This window comes from Arthrobacter tecti, from assembly GCF_054511355.1.
Genome location: NZ_JBTNCT010000009.1, coordinates 89,551 through 110,992 on the forward strand (window position 1 = coordinate 89,551; position 21,442 = coordinate 110,992).

Below are 21,442 nucleotides of genomic sequence, written 5' to 3' on the forward strand. Positions count from 1 at the left end.
GCGCTCTCATTCCGTGCAGGTATGCCGCTCGGAACACCGCTCTACTCGGCGCGTCTCGGCAGACACGCTGTTGGGCGGGCTCAGACCTGCACGGAATGGGTTCCGTAATCGGCTGATCGAGACCCGGCACCACTCCTGCACATCGTTGAACTTATCCACAAAACGCCGCAACGGGCATCGCGGAGACCAACCACTCGATGAAATGGCTGCATGCATGTACTTAACCAGCTACGCCATTCGGGCTCGGTTGCACGCACCAGGGACTTCCTCGGCTGGGGTGTTACACCCGCGCAGCTTCGGGCTGCAGTTGACTCCGGCGGCCTGCTGCGCATCCGGAAGGGACTCTATGCGCTGCCCGACGCTCCACCGGAATTCATCACAGCCTTGAAGATGAATGCCCTCCTTACGTGCGCTTCAGCAGCGAAACACCACGGTCTGTGGCTACTCACACCACCTCCAAAGTTGCACATAAGCGGAATCGGACGAAGCTCGGGCGGCAACGTGAACCACCAGTTCCGCACAGTCAAAACGCACCCATTCCTTCCCTTGCTGGGTGTCGTCGATACCCTGGTCCACGCCCTGCAATGCCTGCCCCCGATCAATGCCGCCGTCGTCGTCGAAAGTTCGCTCAGGCGCGGCGATACGGTGAAGTCCTTCATCGAACAGCGCCTGCAAGGCAATCGGAACGGCAAAGCCCGGGCCTCACTCGGTCTGGTTACGGGATGCGCGGAATCTGCGATCGAAGTCGTCGCGCGCATTCTATTCCGACAGGCGGGCTTCCATGTGGAGACGCAGATCCGGATCGACGGCGTCGGCAGGGTGGACTTCCTGCTTGAAGGGTTCCTGGTCGTGGAGGTCGACGGCGATGAATTCCACTCCGATCGGAAGGCTCGAAACCGGGACCGGCGGCGGAACAATGAGCTGATCGCACGCGGCTACCTGCCCCTCCGCTTCAGCTATGAGGATGTCATGTTCAACCGGGATTACGTGGTTGAACGAGTCCGAACGGTGTTGTCGGGGCGTGTGATCCGGTAGCGGCCGAGATGATTCCGTGCAGGTCTGCCGGCCGGAGGGGCACATTCAGCGGCGTGTCGCGACGGACACGCCGCTGAAGCCGCCCAGACCTGCACGGAATCGGCGGCCGGTCGGAGGCGAGGCAGGCGGGGCAGCAGGCAGGCAGGCGGGTGCAGGGCGGCAGGGGGCGCAGGCGGCAGGCTACCCAAGCGCGGTAAACGTCCGCAGCACCCTCGGCCGAGCCCCGGCATCCGAACACAACACCAGATCCGCCCGCTGCCCGGCTTCAAGGGAACCGCGGTCGGAAAGCCCGACGGCGGCAGCCGGATTCGCGGACACCATCGCCACAGCCTCGGGCAGTGTGGCATGACCCAACGATGCCACTTCGAACGCACCAGCGAGCAGCGTGGACGGCAGGTAATCGGACGCAAGCACAGTCAAAGCCCCGGCCCGTGCCAGCTCAAGCGCCGAAACGTTGCCTGAATGCGAACCGCCAAGCAGTACGTTCGGCGCCCCCGCTACCGTCGCAATGCCGCGGTCAACGGCGTACCGCGCAGCCTCAAGCGTCGTCGGGAACTCAGCGATGGTGGCGTTCCGGGAGATGAGCTCGTCAATCTCAGCCGGCGTGACGGCGTCGTGCGCCATGAGCCGAATCGCGCCCGCCCCAGCCAACGAGCCGAGCCAGCCCAGCACCTCGTCCCGGAACGGCAGACTCGAATCCCGCGAGTCGATCAGCTCATCCACGTGCGTCACCGCCTGCCTCGGGCTCATGTGGTGAGCCTCCTGCAGCCAGCGCTCCATAACCTGACGGTCGCGGTACTGGCCCTGGCCCGGCGTGTGATCCTCATACGAAACCAGCGGCACCCCGGAAAGCTGCTCCCGGAACATCCGGACACCGTCTTCGCAACGGACGTCGAGACGGTGCAGCACCCGATGGTCAATCCGCGGGTCCTGATAATCGACGACGGCGGCATGCACCGCTGGCGCCCAGGGCGAACCGATGGGCACCCCCACCGCAGACTTGGCCTGAAAGGCCACCGCATGGAACACCGTGGTCACCCCGGCGGCCAGCAGGTTTCCCTCTGCGGATTGAACGGCCAGGTCCACCGGCAGCGACGCCCCGGGACGCGGTCGGTATTCCCGCGCCAGCGCATCGCTGTGCAGGTCCACCAAGCCGGGAAGGCACAGCGCACCGCCGCCGTCGTCGTCGGCCCTCACCCCCGCCGGATGCGAAGAGACAGATTCGATGATCCCGTCCGCGATCGAAATCAGCTGGTCCTCCAGGACACCGCGAGGGGTGACCGCCCGAACGTGCCCCAGTGTGAAGCCGGCTACCACGCACCCACCTCGGTGACGACGTCGAACACGTCCGGCCGCAGGTAACTCTCCACATACTCGAGCTTTTGCGCGGAGTCAGAGCAGGAGACCAGGCCACGCAGCAGAATCTGCGGGGGCAGCCCGCGCAGCCCGAGAATCTCCGCGATTTCCGGAGGAGGCGAGACGAGCCTGCTCTGGCTCCACTGCCGGTGCGGTGTGTAGGAGTAATGCTTCCGAAGCACTTGATCGAGCGAGCTGTCGGCAAGCAGCACGCTCGCGAGCCGCGGTACGCGCGCGGACGGCAGCACCGACGTCGCGGTACTCACCGGCATCCCTTCGATGAAACGCACCCTGTCCAGGACGGTAACCTGCGCTCCGGTTGGGAGGCTGAGGATTTCCCGCTCCTGGGCGGACGCGGGCCGGGTGACCGGGCGCTTGTTCTCAGTGCGCGGGTTCCCGCCCGAGGCCTGGACCGTTCGCGTGAACGACGGCGCGATGTGCGGCCCGATCCGGTACTCGTACCGCTGCGTCAGGAAGGTCCCGCTACCTTTGACCCGCCGGATCAGCCAGCGCCGTTCAAGCTCATCCAACGCCGCACGGACGGTTTGGCGGTTCACTCCGAAGGAAGCACCAAGATCATGCTCGGAAGGCAGGGGCCGGTAAAGGGGTGTATCCGCGTATTCCTGCAGGATCTGATGGGACAACTTCAGGTAAGTAGGCTCCGGGCGCATGGCGCAATAGTAGCGCCCGTTCCGGGAAAAACGTTTCGGAAAACGAGCGGCGGAACCTTCGGTGAACAGCTGGCAAACTGGCCGAATTTGTCTAGACAGATCCTTCAGCGAGCCGCCATGCTGGACGACGTCGCAGTCCAATTCGCCCGAAAGGCGCCCCTTCATGACACGCACACTCCGAACCTCCGCACTCGCTGCGGCGGGGCTCCTCGCCCTCTCCGCCTGCTCACCGGCCGAAGCGGAACAGACAGATTCCGGGTTCCCCGCGGAGATCGTTCTGGGAGTCATTCCCAATGAGAATTCCACGGACCTGACCGGCAGCTATGAACCGCTCATCCAGATGCTGGAGGAGGAGACCGGAGCCACGGTTGAGCTGCAGCAGGCCAGCGACTACGCGGGTGTTGTCGAAGGCATGATCGCGGACCGCGTGGACATCGCATTCCTCGGCCCCTTCGCGTACGTCATCGCGACAACGAACGAAGCGGACATCACACCGCTGGGGTCCCTTGTCGCGACAAAGGGTGAACCGTCCGGCTACTACTCCCTGGGCATCACGCAGGGGGACAACACCGACGTTGACGGCATTGAAGATTTCGCCGGCAAGGACACCTGCTTTGTGGATCCGGGGTCCACCTCGGGCTTCCTCTACCCGTCGGCGGGCATGATCGAAGCCGGTGTCGCAACCAGCGGCAAGGAATCCGACATCAGCGCAGCCCTGAACCCCATCTACGCCGGCAGCCACGATGCCTCCGCGCTGTCCGTGAAGAGCGGTGACTGCGAGGTCGGGTTCGCAATGCAGTCCATGGTGGAGGAAACCCTGCCGGGCAAGGGTGAGCTGGCCGACGGCGACCTCAAGTCGGTCTGGACCTCTGAGATGATCCCCGGCTCCGTCTTCGCCGCCCGGAACGGTCTGGGCGAGGAGACACTCGCCAAGCTCACCGAATTGTTCACGGAGAAGGCCAACGCGGACTACTTCGAGTCGCAGGGCTTCTGCTCGGGTGAGGACTGCCTGGTCACCGGTGAGTACGCCTGGGGTGTAGGGCCTGCCACGGACGCGGACTACGACGGCATCCGCAACGTCTGCTCCTCCACGAAGTCCGAGAAGTGCGAACAGTGACAGTGAGCGCAGAGAGCAAGGAGCAGCATACCCAAACGCAGGGCAGCGCCGTCGTGAGCGTGAAAGGACTGCGAAAGAACTTCGGCAACACCGCCGCGCTCAAAGGCGTGGACCTGGAAGTCCGCGCTGGAGAGCTGGTGGTACTGCTCGGCCTGTCCGGTTCTGGGAAATCCACCCTGCTGCGGTGCCTGAATGGTCTCCACCCGCTCACCGCGGGCGTTGCCGACGTCCTGGGTGAACCAGTACATAGGGCACGACGGCGGCAGCTGCGGGTTCTGCGCACACGCGTGGGCTTCATTTTCCAGCAGTTCAACCTCATTGGGCGGCTGAGTTGTCTCGAGAACGTGCTGATCGGCGCAAGCGGACGGCTACGCGGCCCCCGCTACGGTGTCCTCAGCTACAGCAAGGCGCAGCGCCGCGAAGCGTTGAGTCACCTCGAACGGGTTGGCCTCGGCGACCTGGCCTTCCAGCGCGCCGACTCGCTCTCGGGCGGTCAGCAGCAGCGAGTGGCCATTGCCCGTGCGCTGATGCAGAAGCCGGAACTGATCCTCGCGGATGAGCCGGTGGCCTCACTGGACCCGGAGAACGCCGCCAACGTGATGGACCTTCTCTTCCGGGTGTGCCTGGAGAACCGAATCACCGTCGTCTGCACGCTGCACCAGGTGGATCTCGCGCTCGGCTGGGCCCACCGGATAGTCGGCCTCCGCAACGGCGAGAAGGTGCTGGACGAGCTGACCGCGAACCTGGACCGGGACAGGGTGCTGGATGTCTACCGCCAGCTGGGATCACCCACGGCACCGGGCGAAACCGGTGCAGCCCAGTGACCCTCAGCAAGACCACCGCGCCTCCGCCAACGCAAAGGGAGATCCGCCCGCCATTCACCAGGGAAAAGTTCGCGCTTTCGATCACGTTCGCCGCGATCGTGCTCCTCACGGCCCTGAGTGCGCGGTACATCGAGTTCGACCTGCGTGCCCTCGGCGGCGGCTTCGAGGATGTCGCGAACCTGATCGCACGAATGCTGCCGCCCGAGCTGAATGACCCGCCCAGGGTCTTCGAACTGCTCCTCGAAACCCTCATGATGGCACTGCTCGGCACGGTCCTCGCGACCGTCCTCTCCATCCCCCTGGCCTTCCTCGCCGCCGCGAACACCACCCCGCACCCGCTGGTACACCGCGCAGCCCGCGGAATCATCACGTTCTGCCGCGCCATGCCGGACCTGGTGTTCGCTGTGTTGTTTGTCCGCGGCCTGGGCATCGGTGTGCTGCCCGGCATCCTCGCCCTGGGCCTGCACTCGATCGGCATGATGGGCAAGCTCTTCGCCGACGCCATCGAACAGATCGACGAAGGCCCGCGCGAAGCTGTGCGCGCCACCGGCGCCGGACGGCTCGCCGAGCTCGTCAGCGGCGTACTCCCCCAGGTTGTGCCCGCATGGATCGGCACGTTCATCTACCGCGTCGACATCAACCTCCGCACCTCCGTGGTGCTCGGATTCGTGGGCGCAGGCGGCATCGGCTTCGCACTGCAGGACGCCCTCCGCGGTCTTCTGTACGAAAGCGCCATGGGCATTGTGCTGATCATCCTCGCGACGATCGCCGCCATGGAGCTCCTCGCGATCTTCCTGCGCCGTACCCTCCTGAACCCAGCGGCCGACGGCGGCAGGGCACCTGGTGCGCCATCCCCCACCTCGGCGCTCCGGCCGCCCTGGACGCCCGGCCGCACCATCCGCGGGGTGGCGGCGATTACGACGGCGGTCGCCGTCGTCTGGTCTGTGGTCCACCTGCGCATTGACCCCCTTGCGCCCTTCACCTCGGCGGGCGAACTCGCCGCGGCATTCGGCGGACTGCTGCCGCCATCGGTCGAGGGCGTTGAGGAGATCCTCTTCACCGCTGTGCTGGAGACCCTCGCGATCGGTCTGGTCTCCACCGTGGTCGGAGCACTGCTCGCCGTGCCGGTCGGGATCCTCGCTGCGGAGAACGTGTCGCCATCGCGGCCGGTCTACGTCGCGGCGCGGAGCGTGGTGCTGGCGGTGCGCGCCATTCCGGAGCTGATTCTCGCCGTCGTTTTCGTGTCAGCGATCGGCCTGGGACCGATGGCAGGCGCACTCGCCCTGGCGGTGGGAACCGTCGGTTTCCTCGGCAAACTTGTGGCCGACGCCGTCGAGGAGATCCCGCCGGGGCCGCTCGAAGCGGTGCGCGCGACGGGCGGCAGCTGGTGGGACCAGCTCTTCTCCGCGGTGATCCCGCAGACGCTCCCTCAGCTCGCAGGGCAGTGGATGTACATGCTGGACGTGAATATCCGCACGTCGACCGTGCTCGGCATCGTCGGGGCCGGCGGCGTTGGTTTCCTCCTCACGGAATCCATCCGGACACTGAATTTCGACGTTGCCGGCGCCATCATCCTCATCATCTTCGCCATTGTCTTCCTCGTCGATTGGCTTTCGGCGTGGATACGCGAACGCATCATCTGACCGGGGCGCGCTTGGCGGCGGTGCACCTAACCAACGGATCCGTTGCCTTACCTCGAATGACGCCGCTTCGAAGCACCTTCCGCGGAGCAGAGTCAACGGAACCGTTCCTCGGGTGCAACGGGCGCCCATACGTTAACTGCAGCGGCCGGCCACCCTCTTCGGGCAACCGGCCGCTGAGTCTATGGGTTGGGCGTTATCCGCAGTTGAACTTCGCGTCGCCCCACACGCCGTGGGCTCCGTTGATGCTGCCCGGTGCCTGGACGATCAGGTCCACGTACTGCACGCCGGTCAGGTCAACGTTCACGGATTCCGGTGCAAAGCCCGGGGTGAAGGTCCGTGACTGGTACTGGTTCGCACCGTCGGTGTCCACCTTGAAGATCACGTTTCCGTTGAATCCTGCTTCAAGGCCAACCTCGGAGGTGAAGGAGGAGCACTTGCCGCCAACGTAGTAGGTGATCTTGGACAGTGCGTGCACGCCCAGGCCCTTCTCGTAGGTGGGCTGCGTGCCCGTTGCCGGATCGGTGTAGTTGATCTTCAGCGGCTTGTCAGGTGAAGATGCCGAATCCTTGTTCACCACATCCTTGCCGATGACGCCGTAGCCGTTCGATGCGCTGATCCAGTTCAGGTCAGAGATGAACGCCGTGGCTTCCGGTGCCGGCGGCAGGGGCTGCTCAACAACCTGCCAGTCGAAGAACTTCACCCTGCTCTCGGTCGGGAGATCCACCGACGCGAGCTCCTTGCCCGGGTTGAGCCGGACCAGGTTCGAGTACACCTGATAGCCGTACGTCGGGTACTCGTACACATCGGGGTTGTTCGAGTTGTTCCGGCCCATCGACGTGATGGCAACCTGCGCTCCACCAAGGGATCCCTGCGGAAGCCAGTTCGGGAAGAACACGTTGGCCTGCTGGACCGTGCCGTCGGTGTAGGTCAAGGTCAGTTCGGGGTTCACACCCGAGCCGCTGGCAGCCGTACCGAGGATCGCAAGGTGCGTACCCTTCCCCTGCAGCGCGATGGTCTGACCGGCAGGCTCCACCGCGTTCGGTTCGCCGACGGGCGTCGGCCACGTGTAGTTGACAGCGGATTCGCCCTCACCAACGGTGATGGTGGCGCCGGGAGTGGCTCCCGCATCGGCGAGCGCATCAGCGGAGAAGGTAGCCCCGCCGCCGTCGAAATTGCCGTTCGCCGCAGTGTTTAGATCGGTGATGGACACCGCGTTGAATGCACCCTGCAGTGAACCGTACGCAACGTCGAGCTGGTTGGCTCCCGAGACGGAACGCGCTGTCTTGCTGACGTCCTTGTAGTCTGCGTTCGCCCGAAGGGTCTGCAGCCCGGCTGGAGCCTCTGGCGTCGGCCGCACCACGAACTCCGCGGTCACGGACTTCCCGGGATCGACCTTGCGTGCTTCCGTACCGGAGCTCTCGATAACTTCCCAGCCTTCGGGCAGCTCCGGAGTGATTACGACGTCGAACTTGGGCTTGGTGCCCGCGTTGACGAACGTCGCGGTCATCTCGGTGTTGTTGCCCTGGAAGACCTGCTCCTCAAGCTCGACTTTCACCTGGGCTGCGAAGGAGTCCGCGTCCTCTCCGCCAACTGCACTGACGTTGTGGAGGCTGATAACCTCGCTTGCTCCGTTGGCGACCGGCGCAGTCTTGACGGTGACAACCCCACCGGCAGTCTCGGCGTCGTAGAACCAACCGGACTCGACGGCATCCAACTCGGCCTGGGAAGCGACCTTCGCCAGCTTGCCCTTGCCTACCTGAACGCCACGCGGCTCGGACCCGGTGTGGGCCTTGACCAGGTATGGGCGGGCTTCGGCCATGCCGTCGTAGGTGCCTTCGCGCTCACCGATGGTGATCCTCACGGTGCCGCGTTTGCCCGCATTCGGTGCTTTAACATCGAACTGCTGGTTGCTAAACTCGCCGTCGCGGTGCTCACGGGTGATCTTCTCATCCTCGTACAGGGTGAAGTTGCTCTCGCCCTCCGGGTACACCGCAAGGGTGATCGGGGAATCCTCTGGCACCAAAGACGAGTTCCGGGCGGTGATGCCCTGCGGAACCAGTGCGCCGGAGCGGACAAAGATTGGCAGCTGCTCCAGCGGAGCAGCAACACCGTTGAGTACCTGGCCGCCCTCGTAGATCTTCCCGGTCCAGTAATCCACCCACTGTTCCCCGGCAGGCAGGTAAATACCGTTGCGGACGTCCGAATCCTTGAACACGGGTGCCACCAGGTAGTTCTCGCCAAGGAGGAACTGGTTGTTGGCTTCGGCGCTGTAGGAGTTCGGATCCAGCGGATACTCAAGTGCCATGGAGCGCATCATCGGCACACCGGTGGCGTGGGAATCCTGCGCCAGGGTGTAGATGTACGGCATCAGGCGCTGACGCAGTTGCAGGTAGTTCCGGTTGATCTCCGTTGCTTCCTCGCCGTACAGGTACGGCCGCTTGTCCGTCGAGGCCCAGCCGCTCATCGAGTAAAGGGCCGGCGCGAAGGCCTTCCACTGCAGGTCGCGGACATAGCTCTCAGCGGAGCCTCCGAAGATGCCGTCAACATCGCCGGTAGTGAAAGCGAGGCCGGAGTTACCGGCGCCGGTCAGTGCAGAGATCTGCCAGCGGACGGCGTCGAGGTTGCCGGTGTGGTCACCGGTCCACTGCATGCCGCAGCGCTGCGACCCTGCCCAGCCTTCGACCATCAGCGAGTAGCCACGGGCGTCAGAGTACTGCTCGATCCCGTTGTAGGCGGACTCACAGCCGGTGAGGGCCTGACGGTAGCCCTGACCAACCCAGGCGACGTCGAGCTTGCGCATGCGGATACCCGCCTCGCCAACCTCAAACTCTTGGTTGGTCAGCGAACGCTGTGTCCACAGACCGGTTACCAAACCAGTTTCTTCCTTGATGGCGTCAACAGTCTCCGGCAGCTCGACGTACTCGCAGCCGTAGCCGTCATTGACGAGCATCCAACCTGCAGGCATGTCGTGCTCCACGAATTCCTTCGCGAAGTTCAGCGCCTGCGGGGTGCGCAGCTTGGCCGGGTCCTTGGACGCGGTGTAGGTGCTGCTGCTTCGGTTGTAGCAGTCAGCATCTCCGTACTCGAGGCCGTAGATCGGAGGCAGAGCCGGGCGGCCGGTCAGCTGGGTGTAGGACTCGAGGGATTCCTTGTAGTCGCCTACGAAGTAGTACGCGTCGAAGCGCTTCTCTTCGTGGGTGGTGGTGTGGTTCTTGAAGTCGTAGCTGCCGCGGGCAAAGGTGTTGCGGAGAACGCCGTAACCGTTGGAGGACATGTAGTACGGCACCGCGTTGGGGTAGCCGTCGTCGTCCCAGTCGAAGTTCTTCGCGATGTTGATGGTGGCATCCGTGTGGACGGAGCGGCCGTTCTGCATGCCGCCGCCGATGAACTGCTCACCCTCGCTGTCGGCCAGGTGCTGGGTGGCGGAGTTTCCGCCGAAGGTGATGGGGGCTGCCTCGGCCCAGACCACCGAACCGTCTGCCCGCTTCAGCGTGGCCTTGCCGGTCGCCTTCTCGATGGTCAGCGTGATGTCCGCGGTCTTGAGCGTGATGACATCACCGTCGGCAACGCTGACCGCGGCGCCGTCGAACGTCTCGGCGCCGACCACAATGTTCGCCGTGCGGGCCGGGTCATTCTGCGGGGTGTTCGCCGGATCGGTGAATTCACCGCTGGGATCCGCTTCGAGGCGGAAGTTCCGGTTATCCAGGAAGGTCACACGCATGGCGCCGTTTTCGGCGGTCAGTGTGACAACCGGGCCTTCGTGCACAACCTCGGTGATGGCGCCGATCGGGGTGCCGCCGTCGTCGACCACTACTTCCGGCACGACTGGCTTGACGGCAATTGGGGTGGTGACCGACGTCGTCGTCGGTTGTGGTTCTTCGGCCAGGGCTGGCGCGATGCCGACTGCAGGAATGCTGCCAAAGGCAAGCAAGGCTGTCAGTCCGACGACGCCGGCACAACGGGATCGCTTCGTCGCGACCCTTTTGGTGCTGGTGATCATAGTTTTCACTCTCAGTGCGGACGGATGATGATGATTACTACTGATCGATATGGAATCGATTGATTCATTAATAATCACTTACATTGAGGTGGGGGTCAAGAGACTTATTCAAGGACGTTCCGCTCGAGGGCCGCGGTTAAACCAAAAACCCTTGCCGAGTGGCAAGGGGTTTTGACGGGAACGGCTTACTCGGCCTCGACGGGCGGGGCCACGATGACGTTCGTTCCGCGCTCCTCGAAGGCGCTGATCTGCTCCTGGGTGATGCCGCTGTCGGTGATCAGGTTGCTGAACACATACCCGTTCATGGTGGCAAAGGATCGGATGCCGATCTTCGAGGAGTCCGCAACCACGTAAGCAGCGAATGCGCGACGTGCCACGAGTGCGTTCACCGCAGCCTCACCCTCGTCGCTGACCGTCGGACCCACTTCCGGATCCAGGCCGTTCACGCCCACGAAAGCGAAGTCAAGGGCTACATTCTGCAGGATGATGTCCGTGTACGGGCCCACCAGTTCGTAGGATCTCGGGTTGACAATTCCCCCGGTCACCATGATCTTGATGTTGGGACGCACGGCCAACTGGGCGGCGATGTTGATGGCGTTCGTGACTACGGTGAGCGTGGGCTTGTTGGAGGGCTCCATGAGGTCGCGGCGCGTGCTGAGAACCGACGCGATCGCCGTGCTGGTGGTTCCCCCGCACAGCCCGATGACCGCCCCGCGCGGGATCAGTTCGCTGGCTGCCAGGGCGATGGCCCGCTTGTGCTCGGTCTGGTTGTCCTTGTTGTAACGGACCGGCAGATCATAGGCCACCGTCTCGATGGTCGCGCCCCCTCGGGTACGCGTCAGCAGGCGTTGGGATGCAAGGCTGTCGAGGTCGCGCCGCGCCGTGGCCGGAGAGACAGCGAGCTTCTCCACAATGTCCTCAACCTCAACCTGGTTCGACTCAGCGAGCAGGTCCAGAATGGCGCTGAGCCGTTCGGCTCTCTTCATCGACGGGGCCTTTCATCAAATATTCACCGTGCGGGCTCGGCGAACAGGGTCAGTAAGCGAGATACTTCGGAGACCATGGCTGCACGGCCCGCCCCGAGGTACTTCCTAGAGTCAACCATGCCCGGGTCATTTGCGAGCGCTTCGCGAACCGCCCGCGTAAAAAATCCATTGAGATGGGTCGAGACGTTGATCTTGGTCATGCCCGCGCGGATAGCCGCAGCGATGTTGGCATCCGCCACTCCGGATGAGCCATGGAGTACCAGGGGCACCGACAGTGCGTCGCGGAGACGGCCGATCAGTTCAAGATCCAGTTCAGCGCTGCGCTCCGTCATGGCGTGCGAGGAACCGACAGCGACCGCCAGCGCATCCACGCCCGTCTCGCTCACGAAATCCACGGCTTCCCGCGGGTCAGTCCGGACCCCGGGCGCGTGCGCGCCGTCCTTGCCGCCCACCTTGCCGAGCTCAGCCTCGACGTAGACCGAATTCTGCCGCGCGTACTCCGCCACCCGCGCCGTGGTGGCGACGTTCTCCGCGAACTCAAGGTGGGCGCCGTCGTACATGATCGAGCCGAATCCCAGATCCACGGCGGCCATCGCCAGGTCAGGATCTTCGGCGTGGTCAAGGTGTACTGCCACGGGCACGACGGCGGCGCGTGCCACTGCCAGCGTGGCGAGTCCCACCGGTTCAAGACCGCCGTGGTACTTCACGCAGTTTTCCGAGACCTGCAGGATCACCGGCAGGCCGGCGGCTTCGGCACCGGCCACAATTGCCTCAGCGGTTTCCAGATGAAGGACGTTGAACGCGCCGATGCCGGTCCCGGCCGCGCTTGACGCCTTCATGAGGTCGAATGTAGGTGTGAGTGTCACGTAGCGTGCTCCGTCTCTTCCTGCGCGCTGACGTTCGCGACGGAGATCCTGCTGATCTCCACCTGGTCGGCAAGCTGTGGGTGGCTTGGGTGGATTTCTCCGGCTGCAGGCATGAGGACTGCCGCAGCGGACCAGGAGGTGGCGTACCTCAACATGGCCTCCGGGTCTGTGATGTTTGCAGCCAGGAGAACGGCGATGGCGGCGACCGCGGCATCGCCCGCTCCGGTGGGGTTGCCCGCCAGTCGCTCCGGCAACTTCGCGTGCCACATGGTGCGGCGGTCTTCCGCGGTGTAGAGCCGGAGTCCGTCGGCCCCGCAACTGACGAAGAGCATCTTCACTCCGCGGCCCAGCAGCATGCCGGCGGCGGTGTCGAGATCCGCGACCCCCGTGGCTTCCAGCAGTTCGTGGTTGTTGGGCTTCAGCACATCGGCCCCGGCGTCCGCCGCTGCCAAAACCGCACTGCCGGAGGTATCGATGATGCAGGGCACGGAGTACGACGCCGCGCGCGCGGTCAGCCACGGATAGAAGTCCTCAGGTGCCTCTTCCGGCAGGCTGCCGGAACCGACGATACATCCGGCCGCGGGAAGCGCGTCCTCGATAGCGGCGCGCAGTGCGCTCCACTCAGGTTCCGTGAGCGGTGCACCCTGCTCGTTGAAGATACTCGTTTCGCCGTCCGCGGAGTCCACGAAGGCCATCGAGCGCCGGGTTGGCCCGTTCACCGGCACCAGCCGGTGCGGGACGCCGCTGCCGTCCAGTTCGGCCGCGAATTCGGCACCCGAGCTGCCGCCCGCCGTCGTAATGGCAAGGGTGGGGTGACCGGCCTGATGGATGACCCTCGCAACGTTGATGCCCTTACCGCCGGCTCGGCTGAGGGGGCGGCTGACGCGGTGTGAGGCGCCCGCGCTGATGCCATTTACCCCATAGGTGAGGTCAACCGCGGGATTGGGTGTAACAGTGACTACCGGCCGGCGGAGGTTGACGGCCTCGCTCATGGGCGCGCTCCGAGGAGGTCCTGCGCCTGCAATCCTGCGCCGATCAACCCGGCATCCTGACCCATGCTCGCCGCCAACAGGCGCGGCCGGCGATGGAACGAGAGCCGCTCATCCACGGCAGCCCGCAGTGGGGTGAACAGTTGTTCACCGGCCTGCGCCAGTCCGCCGCCGATCACCACGGCCTCCGTGCCCAGTGTCGCGGCAAGCTGGCAGATGCTGAAGGCGAGGGCATTCACAGCGTCGTCAACAATCGCCTGGGCGTGCGCATCTCCGGCAGCCTGCAACTGCAGTACCTCGCGCGCGCCATTGACCTGTCTCCCGGATCGTTCCGTGTATCTGCGGGCTATCGCACCTGCTGCACCGACGGTTTCCAGGCACCCATGCGCACCGCAGCGGCATGGTTCACCGCCCGGCACCTCCGCGTGCCCGATCTCCCCGGCATATCCCCCTCCGAGGATCCGCTGACCGCCGCAGAAGACCGCGCCTGCGACTCCTGTACCGATGATCATGACAACGACGTCGGCCAGCCCCTGTGCCGCGCCGATCCTGATCTCGGCATCACCGGCGGCACCGACGTCGTGCCCGAAGGTCACAGGCAGGCCCGTGGCAGCTTCTACGCGCTCCGTGAAGGGGTAGTCGCGCCAGCCCAGGTTCGCCGAGAAGATACCGACACCCTTGCGTTCATCGACAAGTCCCGGAGCAATGAGGCCAATAGCGCGGACTCTCTTGTGTGGCCAGGCTGCACGATACTCGGCGAGGATCGCGACGACGTTCTCCACCACGGTGTCACCGGCTTCCCCGGAGCGCAGGACCGTTGGCCGGCGCTTGATGCCCTGGAGCTGATCGGCCGAATCAAGCAGGGCTGACTTCGTATCAGTACCCCCGACATCGATGGCCAGAATGACTTCGTCTGGTGCCAGCACCGGCCCCTCAACAGGACTCGTCGGTTCAGAAGGGATCACCCAGGCAAGTTTAGCCATCCAGGATGACCGAGCGGGTGAGGTTGCGGGGCTGGTCGGGATCAAGGCCCCGGGCCAGCGCACGGTCAAGGGTGACCTTGTGGACGCGGGCGAGCTCGGCCAGCGGGTGGCGTGCGGAGGAGATGAACTGCGCTCCGGTGGCCACCACATCTGCCGCCAGGCCATCCACGGCGGAGCCGAACAACCAGACAACCCGTCCCGGCGAAGCAATGGAAATGGGCCCGTGGCGGTACTCCATTGCCGGATACGATTCGGTCCAGCCCTGGACGGCTTCCCGCATCTTCAGGCCGGCTTCATGTGCCAGCCCCACAGTCCAGCCGGTGCCGAGGAAGGTGAACTGCTCGGCGTTCAGGAGTTCACTGGATGTCTCTTCCGCGAGCACGGCCTGGGCGTCAACGATCGCACGATCGATGTCCTCACCGAGGGAGGCGAGCAGGTAGACCAGTGCCGAGGTTGCGAAGCGTGTCTGCACCACCGATTGCTCATCTGCGTAGGGAAGGCCGATCACGCGGTCCGCAAGCTCGTTGATGGGCGAGGTGATGTCGCCGATCATCGCAACGCTCGGGATCGCGCCGCGATACTTTTCAAGCAGGTGCAGAACCTCGGTTGTTGTTCCCGAACGGGTGATCGCCACTATCGCGTCATAGCCGCGCGCTGCGAGGTCCGGCGCTTCGGACGCTGCAAAGGCATCAGTCACGCCCTTGCCCGCAGCCTCACGCGCCACGGCGTAGGCCTGCGCCATGAACCAGGAGGTCCCGCAGCCAATGACCGCGATGCGTGCGCCGTCAGCAGGCAGCAGGTTCTCCTCGGCTGACTGCCGGGCAGCGATCGTCCAGACATCCGGCTGAGATAGAAGTTCAGCTTCCATGTGTGCGCCGGGCTGCACTGCAGAGAGTGGAGCAGTCTGCTGAGTCATAAGTTCTCCTGAAGAAACGTATCGGGTGATCGAAACTGGTTATTAGTCTGCCGTATCAATCATTTCTAGTCTACCGTACGGCGGTGAAACTTCATCAAATTGTGTTGTTGGTGCCGTGGGAGACCGCCGTTGGCACCGTTTCCGGGGAATTAGGAGGAAGTCACCTGGATGCGCGCTGTGATCGAACGTGACCACCGTTGCACCCAGACCGTGCCTGCGCTCGCTGCATCGAGCAGTTATACGTGGTCGATCAACCGCTCAATGCCGTCCAACGCGTGCGGCAGCGCGAAGTTGAACCAGGTTGCTGATCATCAAGGCGGAACCGAGCTTGTACGGGGCCCTCAAACCAGTTTCCCGCAAGGGGCTGCAGCGAGTCGGCTGTCAAGGCTTTTTTAAAGCCCTACCGTGCACCCCTCCACGGTAAGCAGGAAGCCGACCGCTCGCGCGGTCGGCTTCCTTTGCTAATTCCGTGCCGCTAGCAGACGTAATCAGCTCGGTAGAACTGAAGATCGCCGAGTACATCGTTCATCCCAGCACATTCTGTGCGAAGCCCATAGTCCTTGGGGATAAACAGCGGAATAGCCGGCTGATCCTCGAGAATCAGCGCCTCGGCTTCAGCGTACAAATCTGCACGCTCCTGCTCGTCCTGGCTACCTCGGGCTGCAACGAGTACCTTGTCCACCTCAGGGTTGCTGTAGCCCGTGGCAGAATTTCCATCACCGTTGGTCTCGTACTGGCTCAGGTACTGATCTGGGCTCTTGTAGGCCCAGCCCCACAAACCGAAAATGGCGCCACTCAATCCTTGGTTGTTCCGCTTCTCCTGCAGCTCCGTGTTAAGCATGGGATTGAGCTGAACCTTGATACCCAAATTGTCCTGAATCTGCTTGGCGATCGCCTGAACCAGTTGCGCATCACTGTCGCCCGAGTAGTCGATGTTGAAGGTGCCGTCAAAGCCGCCGGCTTCTTCGAGGAGCGCCTTGGCCTCGTCAGGGTCGAAAGTACAAGCCTCGCACGCACCTTCACGGTAGGAGTTGAGGGACGGCGGCACGAGCGAGTCCGAAGGATCTGCGTTGCCTTCGAGCAGCGAGGTTGCGATGGCCTCCCGATCAATGGACATCGAGATGGCTTTCCGGAGAGTCGGATCCTTCAGCTCCGAGATGTACTCAGGGAACTGCAGGGTGTACTGCTTGCTCTGAGTTTTGACTTCATACAGGGATTCCCCGCCCAACTGTGACTTGGCACGCGTGACCATGGCGGCCGGCACGTTCCTGATCATGTCGAGGTTTCCCGCGGTCATGTCTGTATATGCGGCATCAACGGCTGTATAAACCTTCGCGACCAGTTTGTCCGCTCCGCCGGTGAAGCCTTCATCACCTTTGAATTCGTCCCACTTTTCCATGACGATCTGCTGGTTATGGTCCCACTGAACAAATTTGTAGGGACCACTTCCCACGAAGGCCTCCTCAAAAGCGTCCGGGTCCTCAAGGGCCTGCGGCGGCAGTGGACAGAGCGGGTTGGTCGCCAGGAGTTTCGGAAAATCGGAGTTTGGTGCAGTCAGGGCAACTTCGATTGTCAGGCCGTCAACCGCCTCGACGCCGGACAGGCCTTCGACAGTGGGGATCGATCCGTCAGTGGGATTCAGCTCGTTGTAACCCTCAAATGAAGCGAAGTTCCCGTTTCCCTGCCAGGCGTTGGCACCTGTTGCCGTGTAGTTCCAGGCGTCGACGTATGCGGAAGCGTTCAGAGGAGACCCATCGTGAAACGTCCAACCTTCACGTAGCTTGATTGTCCAGTTCTGAGCATCTTCGCTCTCAACGGATTCCGCGACAAGCGGCTCGAATTCCTGGGAATCGACATTCATCTCCATGAGATTCGCGCACATCGCCATCGACGCCTGACTGCCGGCATTCTTCTGCGGCAGCAGCGAGGTCGGTTCGGTGGTGAAGAACGACAGAGTTGTCTCTGCGTTCTCGTCTCCGCCTCCACCTGCCGGCGCTCCACCGCCTGAGCAACCGCTCACCACCAGCGCAGCCACCAAAGCAGCTGCGCCCGTTGTGCCTAATTGTCGATGCGTCATTCTATTTACTCCTGATTCGTTCGCGTTGGGACTGGTGAATTCTTCGCCGAGGAAAAAACGTCGGGTGAGCGGGTTACAACTTCAGCGAAGTGGCACCTCGCTTCGTGGTACTCGCCGATGTTGAATAGAGGTGGTTCTTCTTGCGAACAGATGTCCTCTGCCATCCAGCACCTGGTTCGAAACCTGCAGCCGCTGGGGGGATTGATCGGCGAAGGTGGATCTCCGACCAGCACAATCGGGGCCCGCCCCGACCCGTCGGCTCCCCGAAGTTCGGGGGCAGCGGCGAGCAACGCCTTGGTATATGGGTGACCGGTGTGATCGTAGACGCGACCATATGGTCCCTGTTCGACTACCCGTCCGAGATACATGGTGAGGACCCGATCCGAGATGTGGCGAACAATCTGTAGATCGTGTGCCACAAAGAGATAGCTCAATCCGAGTTCCTGCTTGAGCCCATCCAGTAGGTTCACCACCTGGGCGCGGACAGAAACGTCGAGTGCAGATACCGGCTCGTCGCACACCAGGAGCGCCGGGTTTAGGGCGATTGCGCGGGCTATGCCAATGCGCTGCTGCTGGCCACCGGAGAATTGGTGGGGAAACCGGCCTGCATGATCGGGATTGAGCCCGACAAGTTCGAGCAGCTCCCCGACCTTGCCCTTGATCGCCGCGCCGGACACAACACCCCGGTGAATCAGGTAAGGCTCGGCGACCAACTGCCGCACAGTCTTGCGCGGATTAAGTGAACTGACCGGATCCTGGAACACCATCTGGATGTTGCGCCGCATTTCCTTCCGTTCGGCGCCCTTCAGGGAGCTCACGTCCTGCCCCCTGAAGAAAACTGCTCCGGATGTTGGCTTCTCAAGGCCGGTGATGACCCTGGCAAGAGTCGACTTGCCACAGCCGGACTCACCGATCACGCCGAGGGTTTCGCCTTTTGCGACTGTCAGGCTTACCCCATCAACGGCCCGCACAAGTCGGCGCGGACCGATGGGCAAATGCCGCGGGACTGCATAGTGGCGGACTACATCGCGCAATTCGAGGAGCGGAGGCTCCGTTGAAGAATTCTGTCTGCCAATGTCCGTCGTGGTCTGCGTCATTTGCTCATTACCTCCTCCGCGAAGAAACATGCACTTCTCCGGCCGGGTGCGATCTCCATCAGCGGCGGAAGTTCTTCCCTGCACCTGTCCCGGGCAAACCGACAACGTGGTGCAAAGGCACAACCCGTTGTAGCGTGCAGCAGGTCCGGTGGCGCACCCGGGATGGCGGGGAGCCGTTTGCCCTTCAATGCAGGATCTGCGACGGACTCAACGAGACCTTTGCTGTAGGGGTGGGCGGGGCTGCCCAGAACATCAACAGTGGCCCCGGTCTCGACAACCCGTCCCGCGTACATCACGATTACCCGGTCTGTGGTCTCGCGTACAACGCTGACGTCATGCGTGATCAGGATGATGCCCATGTTGCGCGCCCTCTGCTGCTCCTTCAGCAAAGCCAGCACTTGTGCCTGCACAGTGACGTCCAGCGCCGTGGTCGGCTCGTCCGCAATCAACAGGGCTGGGTCAAGAGCAAGAGCCATGGCAATGACGATCCGTTGACGCATACCGCCCGAGAACTGGTGTGGATAGCTCTGTGCCCGGTCCGCTGGGTCCGGAATGCTCACCTGCTCCATCATCCGGACAGCAGCCTGGCGGGACTCCCTGCGTGACAGACCTCGATGGACCCGATACAGCTCGCCGATTTGCTTGCCTACCGTGTGTACAGGATTCAGTGCTGTCAACGCGTCCTGAAAGACCATGCTCATCCTGCTGCCGAGAACGGTCCGCAGCTTCGCTCCGCCCGCATTGACCAACTCGTCGCCCAACAGGTTGATCGACCCGGACTTTATGCGGGCCGGAGGCGTGGGCAGTATGCCCATGATTGCTTTCGCTGTGACCGACTTGCCGGATCCCGATTCCCCGAGTATTCCCAACGCCGTTCCCTGTGCGACGCTGAAACTGACCTCGGAGACAGCGGGAAGCTTTCCTCCCGGCGTTGCGAACTCGACACTGAGGTCACTGATTGTGAGCAGGGGGCCGGAGGTGGACTCGGTGGGGAGTCCTGAGGCCAATTTTGTGTATGTCATCTCAGTTACCCGTCCTTCGGATCGAACTCGTCTCGCAGCGCTTCGCCGAACATCACGAAGGCCAGGACAGTCAGTCCCAGGAAGACTGCGGGGAAAATCAGTAGGTGTGGGGCGGCGTAGATGTATTCCTTGGCCGCGGCAAGCTGAAGTCCCCAGGAGACGGAGGGCGGCGACAGGCCTACTCCAATGAAGGTCAGCCCCGCCTCAGCAGCAATCAGGCCTCCCACGCCCAAAGTCTTGAGGACGAGCAACGGAGTCAACGAGTTCGGAATGACATGCCGGAAGATGATCCGGGTGTCGCTGGCGCCGAGCACCCGCGCTGCTTGCACGTACTCCATGTTGGAAACCTTGAGCACTGACGACCGCATGAATCGAACACCGCCGGGCCAATGGAACAATGCCAACGCGAGACAAACGGTCCAGACTGTGCGCTGTTCGAAGAGCTGCAACACTACGATCGCCGCGAGAATAAATGGCAACCCGAAGGCGATGTCGCACAGACGTGAAATACCTGCGTCGACGAAGCGTCCGAAGTATCCGGCATACGCCCCGAGAACAGCAGAGATGACGAAGGAGATGGCCGTCACTACGAGACCAACTGTGATGGAAGCACGCGCGCCGTGAATGACATTCGTATAGTAATCGCAACCCTGTGGGTCAAAGCCGAAGATATTGTCTGCTGAGGGTGCCTGGTTGGTCCGCAGTATGTCGCAGTTGCCCTGCGGATCATTGCCGAAGCCTGCGAAGAGCTGCGGGAAGGCTGCCATGAGCAGGAAGAACAGGACGAGGACAGCTGAGATCATGAATCTCGGACGTCGCAGTAGACTGCGGAAGCGGTGAGAAACTTTGCGTTCTCCCGGTCCTGTCACAGCATGAAGGTCTGGTCTTTCGATCACCTGGCTCATACCCGCACCCTCGGATCTATCACGCCGTACAGCAGGTCGACGATCAGGTTGAAGGCGAGATAGGCAAGGACCAACAGGGTAGCGATTCCGACCACTACTGTGCCCTCCTTATTGTTGATTGCCGTGACCATCAGTCCACCAATTCCGGGGATGTTGAAGATGGCTTCAATGATGATCGCCCCGCCCAGCATCCCCGCGAGGCTCAGCCCAAGGTAGGTAACCACCGGGATCATCGCGTTGCGCAGTGCGTGGCCCCAGACAACTCTTTTGGGCGAAAGCCCTTTCGCCCTTGCTGTAACGAGGAATTCCGAACGAAGAACGTCAACGAGGCTGGTGCGGGTCAGTCGTGCAAGCCCTGCTGCCCCTTCAATGGCCATCACCAGTGCAGGGAGGATGAAGGCGATTGGCCAACCCGCACTGATCCCTGCGGGTGGCACCCAGCCGAGCTGGACACCGAAGAGAAGTTGGGCACCGAGTGCAAGCACAAACCCGGGGATCCCGAGGAAGATAACCGTGAAGGCGAATGCGAAGTGATCGGCCGCCCGATTGTGGCGAAGGCCGGCGTAAACACCGATCGAAATGCCGATGATGAGTTTCAGAACCCACGCGGTCAGGGCAAGTTGGATGGTGGCGGGCGCCGCTTGAAGGATCAGCCCCAATACCGGCCTGCCGAAGAAGTCGATTCCAAAGTTGCCTTGAAGCAGATTGGCCATGTAGGTGCCATATTGCACAAGGAACGGCTCGTCGAGGTTGTAAGCCTGACGAATCTGAATGACTGTCGATTCCGGTAGCGGCCGATCGCCCGTGAGCGCTGACACAGGGTCCCCTGGCATGGCGAATGAGAGCGCGTAGATGATGAACGTGGCCCCGAGCAGTACCGGAATCATCTGGAGTATTCGCCGAACGGTATAGCCGAGCATGTGGCGGCCTCCTGTTCCTCGGTCGACTTTGTTAA

At 62.9% G+C, this 21,442-nt stretch carries 17 protein-coding genes; 4 read left to right on the forward strand and 13 right to left on the reverse strand.

What is annotated here, in order from left to right; genetic code table 11:
• Nucleotides 1-210: 210 nt before the first annotated feature.
• Nucleotides 211-1,035 (forward strand): DUF559 domain-containing protein, encoded by an 825-nt coding sequence (locus tag ACX80C_RS11750; RefSeq protein ID WP_459326654.1) that lies wholly within the window; start codon nucleotides 211-213, stop codon nucleotides 1,033-1,035.
• 180 nt (nucleotides 1,036-1,215) lie between these two features.
• Here the strand turns inward: ACX80C_RS11750 and ACX80C_RS11755 are convergent, their stop codons facing one another.
• Both ACX80C_RS11755 and ACX80C_RS11760 read right to left on the reverse strand, forming a co-directional pair.
• The gene (locus ACX80C_RS11755) at nucleotides 1,216-2,352 is read right to left on the reverse strand and encodes an alpha-D-ribose 1-methylphosphonate 5-triphosphate diphosphatase (RefSeq protein ID WP_459326655.1); all 1,137 of its coding nucleotides are present in this window, start codon (nucleotides 2,350-2,352) and stop codon (nucleotides 1,216-1,218) included.
• Entirely contained in the window at nucleotides 2,346-3,062 is a 717-nt protein-coding gene (locus ACX80C_RS11760) for a GntR family transcriptional regulator (RefSeq protein WP_459326656.1), read from the reverse strand. Before ACX80C_RS11760 ends, ACX80C_RS11755 begins: the two co-directional genes overlap by 7 nt.
• 163 nt (nucleotides 3,063-3,225) lie before the next feature.
• On the opposite strand from ACX80C_RS11760, the gene ACX80C_RS11765 reads away from it, so the two are divergent.
• Genes ACX80C_RS11765 through phnE form a run of 3 tightly spaced genes read left to right on the forward strand, consistent with a single transcriptional unit; the run spans nucleotide 3,226 to nucleotide 6,646 of the window.
• Entirely contained in the window at nucleotides 3,226-4,179 is a 954-nt protein-coding gene (locus tag ACX80C_RS11765; RefSeq protein WP_459326657.1) for a phosphate/phosphite/phosphonate ABC transporter substrate-binding protein, read from the forward strand.
• Nucleotides 4,176-5,003 (forward strand): phosphonate ABC transporter ATP-binding protein, encoded by an 828-nt coding sequence (gene phnC / locus ACX80C_RS11770; RefSeq protein ID WP_459326658.1) that lies wholly within the window; start codon nucleotides 4,176-4,178, stop codon nucleotides 5,001-5,003. Before ACX80C_RS11765 ends, phnC begins: the two co-directional genes overlap by 4 nt.
• On the forward strand, nucleotides 5,000-6,646 hold the full coding sequence (phnE, locus tag ACX80C_RS11775) for a phosphonate ABC transporter, permease protein PhnE (RefSeq protein WP_459326659.1): 1,647 nt from the start codon (nucleotides 5,000-5,002) through the stop codon (nucleotides 6,644-6,646). The genes phnC and phnE overlap by 4 nt, the downstream gene beginning before the upstream one ends.
• Nucleotides 6,647-6,839: 193 nt before the next feature.
• Here phnE and ACX80C_RS11780 read toward each other — a convergent pair whose 3' ends face one another.
• The 11 genes from ACX80C_RS11780 to ACX80C_RS11830 form a co-directional block, all read right to left on the reverse strand.
• On the reverse strand, nucleotides 6,840-10,646 hold the full coding sequence (locus ACX80C_RS11780) for an NPCBM/NEW2 domain-containing protein (protein ID WP_459326660.1): 3,807 nt from the start codon (nucleotides 10,644-10,646) through the stop codon (nucleotides 6,840-6,842).
• Between the two features lie 185 nt (nucleotides 10,647-10,831).
• Nucleotides 10,832-11,632 (reverse strand): DeoR/GlpR family DNA-binding transcription regulator, encoded by an 801-nt coding sequence (locus tag ACX80C_RS11785; RefSeq protein ID WP_459326661.1) that lies wholly within the window; start codon nucleotides 11,630-11,632, stop codon nucleotides 10,832-10,834.
• A gap of 23 nt (nucleotides 11,633-11,655) precedes the next feature.
• Nucleotides 11,656-12,498, reverse strand: coding sequence for a class II fructose-bisphosphate aldolase (locus ACX80C_RS11790; RefSeq protein WP_459326662.1), 843 nt, complete (start codon nucleotides 12,496-12,498; stop codon nucleotides 11,656-11,658).
• Entirely contained in the window at nucleotides 12,495-13,490 is a 996-nt protein-coding gene (locus ACX80C_RS11795) for a 1-phosphofructokinase family hexose kinase (protein WP_459326663.1), read from the reverse strand. The genes ACX80C_RS11790 and ACX80C_RS11795 overlap by 4 nt, the downstream gene beginning before the upstream one ends.
• On the reverse strand, nucleotides 13,487-14,452 hold the full coding sequence (locus tag ACX80C_RS11800) for an ROK family protein (RefSeq protein ID WP_459326664.1): 966 nt from the start codon (nucleotides 14,450-14,452) through the stop codon (nucleotides 13,487-13,489). Before ACX80C_RS11800 ends, ACX80C_RS11795 begins: the two co-directional genes overlap by 4 nt.
• Nucleotides 14,453-14,462: 10 nt before the next feature.
• On the reverse strand, nucleotides 14,463-15,386 hold the full coding sequence (locus ACX80C_RS11805; RefSeq protein ID WP_459326665.1) for an SIS domain-containing protein: 924 nt from the start codon (nucleotides 15,384-15,386) through the stop codon (nucleotides 14,463-14,465).
• 475 nt (nucleotides 15,387-15,861) lie between these two features.
• The gene (locus ACX80C_RS11810; RefSeq protein WP_459326666.1) at nucleotides 15,862-17,463 is read right to left on the reverse strand and encodes a peptide ABC transporter substrate-binding protein; all 1,602 of its coding nucleotides are present in this window, start codon (nucleotides 17,461-17,463) and stop codon (nucleotides 15,862-15,864) included.
• A gap of 5 nt (nucleotides 17,464-17,468) precedes the next feature.
• Entirely contained in the window at nucleotides 17,469-18,560 is a 1,092-nt protein-coding gene (locus ACX80C_RS11815; RefSeq protein WP_459326667.1) for an ABC transporter ATP-binding protein, read from the reverse strand.
• Nucleotides 18,557-19,582 carry an ABC transporter ATP-binding protein gene (locus tag ACX80C_RS11820; protein WP_459326668.1) on the reverse strand — a complete coding sequence of 342 codons (1,026 nt, stop codon included), beginning with the start codon at nucleotides 19,580-19,582 and terminating at the stop codon, nucleotides 18,557-18,559. The genes ACX80C_RS11815 and ACX80C_RS11820 overlap by 4 nt, the downstream gene beginning before the upstream one ends.
• A gap of 5 nt (nucleotides 19,583-19,587) precedes the next feature.
• Entirely contained in the window at nucleotides 19,588-20,385 is a 798-nt protein-coding gene (locus ACX80C_RS11825) for an ABC transporter permease (RefSeq protein WP_459326669.1), read from the reverse strand.
• A gap of 98 nt (nucleotides 20,386-20,483) precedes the next feature.
• Nucleotides 20,484-21,407 carry an ABC transporter permease gene (locus tag ACX80C_RS11830; RefSeq protein ID WP_459326670.1) on the reverse strand — a complete coding sequence of 308 codons (924 nt, stop codon included), beginning with the start codon at nucleotides 21,405-21,407 and terminating at the stop codon, nucleotides 20,484-20,486.
• Nucleotides 21,408-21,442: the final 35 nt, after the last annotated feature.

Coding starts and splice junctions, on each gene's coding strand:
- ACX80C_RS11795 (WP_459326663.1), bottom strand. CDS start 13,490: ATGAGCGAGGCCGTCAACCTCCGCCGGCCGGTAGTCACTGTTACACCC.
- ACX80C_RS11750 (WP_459326654.1), top strand. CDS start 211: ATGCATGTACTTAACCAGCTACGCCATTCGGGCTCGGTTGCACGCACC.
- ACX80C_RS11765 (WP_459326657.1), top strand. CDS start 3,226: ATGACACGCACACTCCGAACCTCCGCACTCGCTGCGGCGGGGCTCCTC.
- ACX80C_RS11820 (WP_459326668.1), bottom strand. CDS start 19,582: ATGACATACACAAAATTGGCCTCAGGACTCCCCACCGAGTCCACCTCC.
- ACX80C_RS11805 (WP_459326665.1), bottom strand. CDS start 15,386: ATGACTCAGCAGACTGCTCCACTCTCTGCAGTGCAGCCCGGCGCACAC.
- ACX80C_RS11815 (WP_459326667.1), bottom strand. CDS start 18,560: ATGACGCAGACCACGACGGACATTGGCAGACAGAATTCTTCAACGGAG.
- ACX80C_RS11830 (WP_459326670.1), bottom strand. CDS start 21,407: ATGCTCGGCTATACCGTTCGGCGAATACTCCAGATGATTCCGGTACTG.
- ACX80C_RS11785 (WP_459326661.1), bottom strand. CDS start 11,632: ATGAAGAGAGCCGAACGGCTCAGCGCCATTCTGGACCTGCTCGCTGAG.
- ACX80C_RS11780 (WP_459326660.1), bottom strand. CDS start 10,646: ATGATCACCAGCACCAAAAGGGTCGCGACGAAGCGATCCCGTTGTGCC.
- ACX80C_RS11760 (WP_459326656.1), bottom strand. CDS start 3,062: ATGCGCCCGGAGCCTACTTACCTGAAGTTGTCCCATCAGATCCTGCAG.
- ACX80C_RS11810 (WP_459326666.1), bottom strand. CDS start 17,463: ATGACGCATCGACAATTAGGCACAACGGGCGCAGCTGCTTTGGTGGCT.
- ACX80C_RS11825 (WP_459326669.1), bottom strand. CDS start 20,385: ATGATCTCAGCTGTCCTCGTCCTGTTCTTCCTGCTCATGGCAGCCTTC.